The sequence below is a fragment of the Kitasatospora sp. NPDC001159 genome, from assembly GCF_053598235.1.
On the sequence record NZ_JBSFJV010000068.1, the window covers coordinates 36,785 to 45,068 of the forward strand.

At 72.6% G+C, this 8,284-nt stretch carries 8 protein-coding genes; 5 read left to right on the plus strand and 3 right to left on the minus strand.

Features of this window, described 5'->3' with window-relative positions; translation table 11 throughout:
• Window positions 1-75 precede the first annotated feature (75 nt).
• Window positions 76-639 carry a phage tail protein I gene (locus tag ACWC9T_RS28710; protein ID WP_449823950.1) on the plus strand — a complete coding sequence of 188 codons (564 nt, stop codon included), beginning with the start codon at window positions 76-78 and terminating at the stop codon, window positions 637-639.
• A gap of 555 nt (window positions 640-1,194) precedes the next feature.
• Window positions 1,195-1,968 (plus strand): NADase-type glycan-binding domain-containing protein, encoded by a 774-nt coding sequence (locus ACWC9T_RS28715; RefSeq protein WP_449823951.1) that lies wholly within the window; start codon window positions 1,195-1,197, stop codon window positions 1,966-1,968.
• A 69-nt stretch (window positions 1,969-2,037) separates the two neighbouring features.
• Here the strand turns inward: ACWC9T_RS28715 and ACWC9T_RS28720 are convergent, their stop codons facing one another.
• Together ACWC9T_RS28720 and ACWC9T_RS28725 are read right to left on the minus strand one after the other, a co-directional pair.
• On the minus strand, window positions 2,038-3,555 hold the full coding sequence (locus ACWC9T_RS28720; RefSeq protein WP_449823952.1) for a DUF2207 family protein: 1,518 nt from the start codon (window positions 3,553-3,555) through the stop codon (window positions 2,038-2,040).
• Window positions 3,552-4,118: a LemA family protein gene (locus tag ACWC9T_RS28725; RefSeq protein WP_449823953.1), complete on the minus strand. Its 567-nt coding sequence runs from the start codon at window positions 4,116-4,118 to the stop codon at window positions 3,552-3,554. The genes ACWC9T_RS28720 and ACWC9T_RS28725 overlap by 4 nt, the downstream gene beginning before the upstream one ends.
• 292 nt (window positions 4,119-4,410) lie before the next feature.
• On the opposite strand from ACWC9T_RS28725, the gene ACWC9T_RS28730 reads away from it, so the two are divergent.
• A complete protein-coding gene (locus tag ACWC9T_RS28730) occupies window positions 4,411-5,343 on the plus strand; it encodes a phospholipase (RefSeq protein WP_449823954.1) in 933 nt (310 codons plus the stop codon).
• Between the two features lie 159 nt (window positions 5,344-5,502).
• On the opposite strand, the gene ACWC9T_RS28735 is transcribed toward ACWC9T_RS28730, so the two are convergent.
• Window positions 5,503-5,982: a MarR family winged helix-turn-helix transcriptional regulator gene (locus ACWC9T_RS28735; protein ID WP_449823955.1), complete on the minus strand. Its 480-nt coding sequence runs from the start codon at window positions 5,980-5,982 to the stop codon at window positions 5,503-5,505.
• A gap of 161 nt (window positions 5,983-6,143) precedes the next feature.
• Here ACWC9T_RS28735 and ACWC9T_RS28740 point away from each other — a divergent pair, with 161 nt between their 5' ends.
• Window positions 6,144-7,094, plus strand: coding sequence for a saccharopine dehydrogenase NADP-binding domain-containing protein (locus ACWC9T_RS28740; protein WP_449823956.1), 951 nt, complete (start codon window positions 6,144-6,146; stop codon window positions 7,092-7,094).
• 5 nt (window positions 7,095-7,099) lie between these two features.
• The gene (locus tag ACWC9T_RS28745) at window positions 7,100-7,858 is read left to right on the plus strand and encodes an MBL fold metallo-hydrolase (protein ID WP_449823957.1); all 759 of its coding nucleotides are present in this window, start codon (window positions 7,100-7,102) and stop codon (window positions 7,856-7,858) included.
• The last annotated feature ends 426 nt before the right edge of the window (window positions 7,859-8,284 follow it).

Consider the following 8,284-nt stretch of genomic DNA (forward strand, 5'->3'; position numbering starts at 1 on the left):
GGCCGAAGGCTGGGGGAGAATCATCAGAAGGCGCGCGTGGGTGAATGCCCCTGCCGAGCGCGGCGAGGTGGGCGCATGAACCGTGCCGCCGTTCCCGGACTGCCCAGTCCGCACCCGATCGGCGAACTGCTCCCCGCGCTCTTCGCCGACGACGACTTCGCCCAGCGGTTCACGGCAGGCCTGGACACCGTCCTCGCCCCGGTCTTCGTGACCCTGGACAACCTGCCCGCCTACTTCCGACCCCGCCTCGCACCGGCCGACTTCCTCGACTGGCTGGCGTCCTGGGTCGCGGTGGACGTCGACCCGGCCTGGCCGGAGGAGGTGCGCCGCGCGGTGGTCGAGCGCGCGGTGGAACTGCACCGGTGGCGCGGCACCCGCCGCGGACTCACCGAGCGGCTGCGGCTGGTACTGGGCGCCGGTGCCGAGATCACCGACGGCGGCGGCGCCTCCTGGTCCACCGCCCCCGGGGCCGTCCCGCTGCCCGCGGCGGGCGGTGAGGTGCTGATCCGGGTCTGGCCCCTGCACGGTCCGGGGCTGGACGAGGACCAGGTGCTGTCAGTCGTCAGGGCAAGCTGTCCGGTCCATCTGACCTGCCGGGTGGAGATCCTGCCCGGCCCACCCGGGCGAACGGAGGGCTGACGGATGCCGGTGTGCCCCGACTGCGGAACGGCCAACGGGGAGGGGGACGACTTCTGCGGCAACTGCGGTGCGTACCTGGGCTGGTCGCGCAGCGCCCCGGCTACGACGGCGCCGGCGGCCGGGCCTCCGGCGGCGCCTGCGCCCACTGCTGCGCCCACTCCCACTCCTGCGCCCACTCCCGCGTCCGCGCAGACCGGGGCCGCGGAGGCGGCCGCTGCGCCTGCCGCGCCCGAGCCTGCTGCTCCCGCCGCGCCCGGGACCGCGCGCACCGAATCCACCTGGCGAGCTGTGTCGCGACGGGTGACGCGTGCCACGAGGAGGGAGCCGCCGCCCGTCCCGGACGCCCAGCCGCCGAGCCCGCCCGCCGATGAGCCGCCGACGCCGTCGGCCGCCGAGCCTCCGCGCTCAACCTCCACCCGCGTGCGACCGGCCCCGGCGCCCGAACCGACTCGGGCTTCGGTACCGGCCCCGGCGCCCGAACCGACTCGGGCTTCGGTACCGGCCCCGGCGCCGGTACCCGAATCGCCTTCGGTTCCCGAACCGCAGGCCGATCCGGTGGCCGTGCAGCCCGCCAAGCCCGTCGCGCCACGCCCGGTCGTTCGGGAATCCGCCGCCGACGAGGCGCAGGAGGGCCCGCCCTGCCCCCGGTGCGGCACGCCCAACCTGCCCGAACGACGCTTCTGCCGCCGCTGCGCGGCACCGCTGACCGACACCGCACCCCCGCCGAAGCTGCCGTGGTGGCGCACCCGCTGGCCGTTCCGACGCCGGGTGCGGATCGGCGGCTCGGGCAACGCGCTGCGCCGCACCATCGCGCTGCTGGTGCTGGTCGCGCTGGTGGTCGGCGGGATCCTGCTGTACCCGGTCGGCAAGAGCGCCTACCAGGACGTGTTGGACAAGCTCGGCAACACCGCGCCGATCACCCCCTCCCTGACCTCGGCGAGCGCCGCGGTCGAGGGCCACCCCGCGACCGCCGCCGACGACGGCCTCAGCAACACCTACTGGGGCGCGCCCGTGATCGGGGACTCCATCGCCTTCACCTTCCGGACGCCCTTCCGGCTGGTCGACCTGATCATCCACACCGGCGACTCCGCGGACCCGCAGCACTTCCAGCAGCAGGCCCGTCCCCTCGTCCTGTCCCTGGAAGTCACGGCCTCGGACGGTGAGTTGCACCGGCAACAGATCACGCTCAACGACCAGCCGGGCCCGCAGACCGTGGCGACCGGGATCAGCGACGTCGTGCAGGTGAAGCTCACCGTCCGCGAGGCCGCCGGAACCGGCCCGGGCCGCACCGTCGCCCTGGCCGAGGTGGAGTTCTTCAAACGCACCTGAGCCCGTCGCACGAAGCCGCCCGTCCCGCCGAACCAGTGAACGGTTCGGCGGGACGGGCGGCTTCAACGGTCAGGAGGTCACGAGTTCCGCCGACCTGACCGCCCGGGTGGCCGGTGACACCGAGAGGCGGACGACGCTGCCGGGCGCGAGCGGCGGAGCTCCGGCGGGCAGGGCCCAGGCGACGGTTCGGTCGGTGTCGCCGGTGTCCAGCGCGAGGAACCGCGGCGCCTTCTCGCGCTTGCGCGGCTCCATGCGCAGCACCTCACCGGTGACGGCGTGCGGAGCGCGCCGCTCCAGCACGGCGAGGGCGAGGTAGTAGGCGGTGAGAGCGCAGAAGCAGGCGATCGCGACGATCTCGCCGGGCAGGGGCCCGGAGCGGTCCATTCCGTGAACCAGCCAACCGTGGCCGCTGGCGTAGTTGCCGGGCATCGTGGCGAGGAACGCCACGAACAGCGTCCAGCGGCTGAAGCGGCCGGCCGCCGCGAGGGCGAGCAGGGCGATGGCCACCCAACCGAGCGTCAGCAGCAGTCCCGGGCGGCGCAGTGAGTGTTCTACGTCGGGGCCGGAGGTGACCGCCCATGCGGGCTGGCGCAGTGAGGCGAACAGGGCCAGGCCCACGGCCACCACGGCGGCGGCGCCCGCCAGTTGCAGCAGCTGTACGGTGCCGGCGCCGAAGCCGAGGCGCACGCGGGGGTAGCGGATCCGGACGGGGCGCCAGGCGCCGCCGTAGGAGGACCAGACCCGGCGCTTGTCGCCCGCGTCGAAGCCGAGCAGCCGGGTCGTGCGGGAGGTGACACCGAGCGCGGCGCCGTACGCGAGGTAGCCGTCCCAGACGGTGACGGCTGCGGGCGGCAGCTGGGCGAAGTCCTCGTGCGCCCGGAGCCACGACTGGACCCCGGCCCAGTGCCCGGCGCGTTCGAGTCCGAACCGGGTCGCCCGCTCCCCGCTCGCCTTGGTCAGCAGGTACACCAGCGGTATCGCGGCGAGAACCCCGACCGTGATCGCGCCGCGGACGCTGTGCCCGCCCGTGATGCCGCCCAGGGCGAAGAGCACCCCGGGGCCGAAGGCGGCGACGAACAGCGCACTGGCCAGCAAGGGCGCGAACCGGGGCCGGGAAAGTCCGCGCAGCCGGGCCTCGGCGACGATCTCCCGGCGGAGTGCGCCGTTCCACGAACTCGCCCGCTCCTGTGCGCGGAAGGCGATCGCGCCGATCGGGGCACCGGATTCGCCGGCCTGTTCGGTGATCCGGGCGAGGACCCGTCGCTCGTACGGGGTCAGGCCCGAGGCGTCCTTGCCGGTGATGTGTACCGTGCTGAGCGCGGGGTCGTCGGCGGGCTGTCGCACCTCGACCGTCCCGCGCGCCGCGAGGTCCAGCAGGGTTGCCGCGGCGGCGTGGTCCACGGAGCGCCAGTGGTTGGCCAGCAGGGCCACGACGGCCGGCGGTTCGGGCTCGGAGCCGAACTCCTGGGTGGCGGGGCCGGGGTGTACGGTGCCGTTCCGGGTGGCCACGAGGGAGAGCCCGAAGGCGGCGAACCAGAGCACGGTCAGGCCGGCACTGCTCCAGTAGAACTGGGTTTCGAGGCTCATGCGAAGCTCACCCGGGGCGCGTCCTGGGCGGCCGCCTCGGCCTCGAAGTACTCCCGCCGGCCGTGCGCACCGCCGAGCCGGGAGACGAGGTTCCCCGGGAAGCTCTCCAGCGCGGTGTGGTAGGTCTGGACGGCGCTGTTGTAGAACTGCCGCGCGTAGGCGATCTTGTCCTCGGCGGTGGCCAACTCCGCCTGCAGCATGGAGAAATGGCGGTCGGCCTTCAGCTGCGGGTAGCTCTCGCCGAGCGCGATCAGCCTGCCGAGGGACGCGGTCAGCACGTCCTCCGCGGCCGCCTTGTCGGTGACCCCGAGGCCGGCGCCGGTGGCCGCCCCGCGGGCGGCGACGACGGCCTCGAACGTGGCCCGCTCGTGGGCGGCGTAGCCGTGCGCGCCCTCGACCAGGTTCGGTATCAGCTCATGACGACGCCTCAGCTGAACGTCGATCTGCGCCCAGGATGCCTGGGTCTGGTTGCGGAGCCGGACCAGCCGGTTGTACGTCCTGACGACCCACCAGACCAGCACCGCGACCAGCGCGGCAAGTACTCCAACTATGACGACACCCACGATGTCCCCCCCAAAAATCACGACCTCGTGTTCCGGTCATCCCGGCAGGTCGTGGCTGATGGTAGAGGGTTTCGAAGGTCGGCTGCCGCCATTAAAAGGGGGTGTGCGTGACCGGCGCCGGGCAGGTCGGCGACCGGCTCCCTCGTCCCGGCCCCGTCCGCCGCGAGCCGTGCCGAGTAATGCATAGGTATGCCCCGGGTCGTTTATCGAGCATTTACGGTTCGGCAACGCACCTGGTGAAATGGGCATGTCACCTCAGGATGGTCGACCTCGACAAGAAGGAGTGCCCGTCTTGACCACTCACCTCAGGCACGGTGCCGGCCTGCGGACGCTGCCGGCGCTGATGGCGGCGCTGTGCGGGATCGTCGGTGGCACCGCGATCGCAACGACCCCGGCGGCAGCGGCCGATCAGCGTCACCCGATCTACGCCGTCGCGCACCGGGTCGACACCCTGGACGGCGTGGACGCCGCGCTCAAGCACGGCGCCAACGGCATCGAGATCGACGTCTGCGCCTGGTGGAACCCGAACGAATGGCGCGCCTATCACGACTGCTCCTCGGCCGGCGACAACCGGCTGGGCCCCAGCTTCGACAGCATGATCGACCGCATCGTCTCCAACGCCAACGCGGGGCGCCGGCTGTCGCTGGTCTGGCTGGACATCAAGGACCCGAACTACTGCGGGGAGCAGCAGAACCGCGGGTGCAGCGTCGCCGGGCTGCACGACAAGGCCCAGCGGTTGACGGCCGCCGGGATCCAGGTGCTCTACGGGTTCTACGAGTACCACGGCGGCAACACCCCGGACGTCGGCGGCCGCGGCTGGAAGAGCCTGGAGGGCAAGCTCGGCCGTCTGGAGGGAATGACGACGACCGGCACCCGCGACCAGGCCCAGAACGCCTTCAGCCGGTCCGGTGCCGGGATCCCCAACGGTCACCGGGCGATGGACTACGGCGACAGCGACATCACCAAGGGCTTCGGCAACTGCACCGAAGCTACCTACAACACGTGCGCGGAACTGAAGAAGGGCGCCGCGGACCGTGCCGCCGGCCGGCTCGCGGCCACGCTGTCCTGGAGACCACCTACAACGACCCGTGGTACGTCGACAAGCTGCTGGGCGACGCCCAGGTGGACGGCATCATCGCGGGCTACGGCGCCTTCACCGGCGTGCGTTAGTACGACGACAGCTGGCAGTGCGCCAACGCCGTCGACCTGGTGCGTGACTGGGTGAACCGCCACGGCTCCACCCACCGCATGGCCAACAGCGGCGACCGCCTGTTCAGGTAGCGGTGCGCCCGGTCGGGTAGCGGACACCCTCGGCCGGGGTCGTGGCGGATGCACCCGCCACGACCCCGGCCCGTTCACGTCGGACTGGCCGTCCGGGGGGCGCTCAGTGCGGGTACCGGCTGCGGATGGCCCGGGCGGCGTCGGTGCCGTCGAGGAGGGCGTGCAGGAGGGTGGTGAGGGTGTCGACCTCCGAGGACGTGAGCCGGGCCGCCATCTCGGTGGTCAGCCGTGCGGTCGCGTCGCCGAGCTGGGCGGCCAGCGTGCTTCCGGCGTCGGTGAGTTGGATCAGGACGGCGCGCTTGTCCTGTTCGTGCGGGATCCGGCTGACCAGGTCGCGCTGGACCAGCGAGTCGACCAGCCGACTGGGGCTGCCCTGTTCGCAGACCAGCAGGCGCCCGAGGGCGGCCAGGGTGACCGGCTGGTGCGCGGCGAGGACGTCGAGCACCTCGGCCTGGGCGGGGGTGAGGCCCAGGTGGCGCAGGGCGTCGCCGAGCCGGCGGCTGCCCTCGCGCTGTGCGGCCAGGAGCAGGTAGCGCAGTTCGTCCTGCGGAGCCCGAGTGGCGCGGCTCTGGTCGGCGGTCACGGGCTGCCCTTCGTTTCGTCGGTTGACCGGGTGCGGGCCATGTGGGGCCAGCATATCAATGACACGACATTGATGCCGCAACATTGATGACAAGACATCGATGTTGTGTCATTGTTGTCCCGTCATCGACGGAAGCCCGCTCGGGCGGAAGGAGCACGATCATGAGATCCGACTTCGTCGTTCTCGGCGCCACCGGCGCCACCGGCAACCTGATCGCCGGAAACCTCGTCCGGCAGGGTGGGACGGTGACGCTGGTCGGCCGGGACGCGGGCCGGCTGGCGGCGATCGCAGCGCGGTTCGACGGCGGGGCGGTGACCGTTCTGGCCGCGGAGCTCGCGGACCCCGCCTCGCTGGCCGCGGTGGCCCGGGCGGGAAAGGTACTGGTCAACACGGTCGACCCGTTCGCCCGCCTGGCCCCACCCGTGGTGAGCGCCTGCCTCGACGCCGGCACGGCGTACGTCGACCTCGCCAACGAGCGGGCCGCCGTGCGTGCCCTGCTCGACCGCGACGCCGAGGCGCGCGAGCGGGGCGTCGCGCTCGTCACCGGGGCCGGCTTCGGACCGGCCGCCACCGAGGCGCTGGTGCTGGCCCTGCGCGGGCGGGTGGCGGACCCGGCGAGCGTGGTCGTCGCCTCGGCCGCCACCACTGCGTACGACACCGAGGGCGTCCGCACGACGGTGGCCGAGGCCGCTGCCGAGGGCGCCACCGTCTACCGGGCCGGCGAGCTGGTCCGCTTCCCGCTCGGCGAGGGCGCCACGACGCTCACCTTCGGCGGCGCCGACCGAACGGTGATGCCCGTGCCGACCGGAGATCTCGAAGCGGCGCGCGACGCCGGCGGTGCGCCCGACGTGACCGCTTACGCCGCCCCGCGCGGCGGCGCCGGGACGGACGGCCGCTCCTACGCCTACGCGGAACTCACCGCCGGGGACGGCCGACGGCACGTCGCCGAGCTGACTACCGGCGAGGGCTTCGCCTTCACCGCGGCCCTGGCCGCCGCGGCTGCGGCCACGCTGCTCGACGGCCCGACCCCGGGCGCCCGGACGGCGGCGCGACTGCTCGGCGCCGAGCGCGTCGCGACTCTGCCCGCCACCATCATCCAGCTGGGCCGGTGATCGAGATGAGCGCCCTACAGCCCCCGACGCCCACCGCCCACCGGCTGGGCGACGACCTGGTCAACTTCTACCTCGTCGACACCGGCCCAGACCTGGTGCTGGTCGACGCCGGGCTTCCCGCGCACTGGGACGGCCTGCTCGGGGCACTGCGCGCTCTCGCCAGACCCATCACCGACATCGCGGCGGTCCTGATCACCCACGGCCACCCGGACCACGTGGGCCTCGCCGAGCGGGTCCGGGTGGAATCCGGGGCCGACGTCTGGGTGCACGAGTCCGATGCGCCGATCCTGGCCGAACCGCGGCGCCTCAACCGGATCTGGCGCCCTGAGCGCTCCCTTCTCGGCTACGCGGTCCGCCGCCCGAGCGGCCTGCGGGCGCCGCTGCACCTGGCCCGGGGCGGCGCGCTCCGCACGCCGGCGGTCCGGGAGCTCCGCACCTTCACGGACGACACCCGACTCGACGTGCCCGGCCTGCCGTTGGCAGTGCACACCCCCGGGCACACGCACGGCAGCACCAGCTACGTGTTCCCGGACGCCTCCCTTGCCTTCACCGGTGACGCCTTGGTCACCAATGACGCGGTCGCCGGCCACGTCGGCCCCTGCGTCATCTGTCGGGCCTTCACCCAGGACAGCAGGGCGGCGCTGACTTCCCTGGAGAAGGTCGCCGAATACGAGATCGACACCGTTCTGCCGGGCCACGGCGAACCGTGGCGGGACGGCCTGGCGGAGGCCGCAAGGCTGGCGGTGGCCGGCGGCATCCGATAGCGGCAGGAGAGGGGAGGGCGCCGCACCACTGCGGTCCGAGCTGGGCATTTGTTTCGGGAGCCGAGTAGGGGTACTGTCTCCCAGTCGCTCGGCAGGGAGCACCGGACACGCATCTGCGCGGACGGTCCCGGGGCGGCCAATCCTCTGAACCATCACTTTTTGGTCCTCGCCGGTCGTTTCGCGTTGTCGCGGTGCGGTCAGGTGTTTTGTGGCGTGTGCGTTTATCGGATTGGGGCCGGATTCGCTTTTCGGAGCGAAGGTCGGCTAGTGTTTGAAACGTCGGACGGGGCGTCAAGTCCTGGAAGACACCGGCGAGTTGGATGAACGAAGTCCCGGAAACGGAGCGGAAAACATCTGATAAGCTGGAAACACGAAAGAACGAAGCGCCCGGAGGGCCCGCTGGAAGGCGGCCTGAAGGAAGTGTCC

Excerpts from the sequence above, each read along its gene's own strand:
- ACWC9T_RS28710 (WP_449823950.1), top strand. The coding sequence starts at position 76 with ATGAACCGTGCCGCCGTTCCCGGACTGCCCAGTCCGCACCCGATCGGC.
- ACWC9T_RS28740 (WP_449823956.1), top strand. The coding sequence starts at position 6,144 with ATGAGATCCGACTTCGTCGTTCTCGGCGCCACCGGCGCCACCGGCAAC.
- ACWC9T_RS28720 (WP_449823952.1), bottom strand. The coding sequence starts at position 3,555 with ATGAGCCTCGAAACCCAGTTCTACTGGAGCAGTGCCGGCCTGACCGTG.
- ACWC9T_RS28745 (WP_449823957.1), top strand. The coding sequence starts at position 7,100 with ATGAGCGCCCTACAGCCCCCGACGCCCACCGCCCACCGGCTGGGCGAC.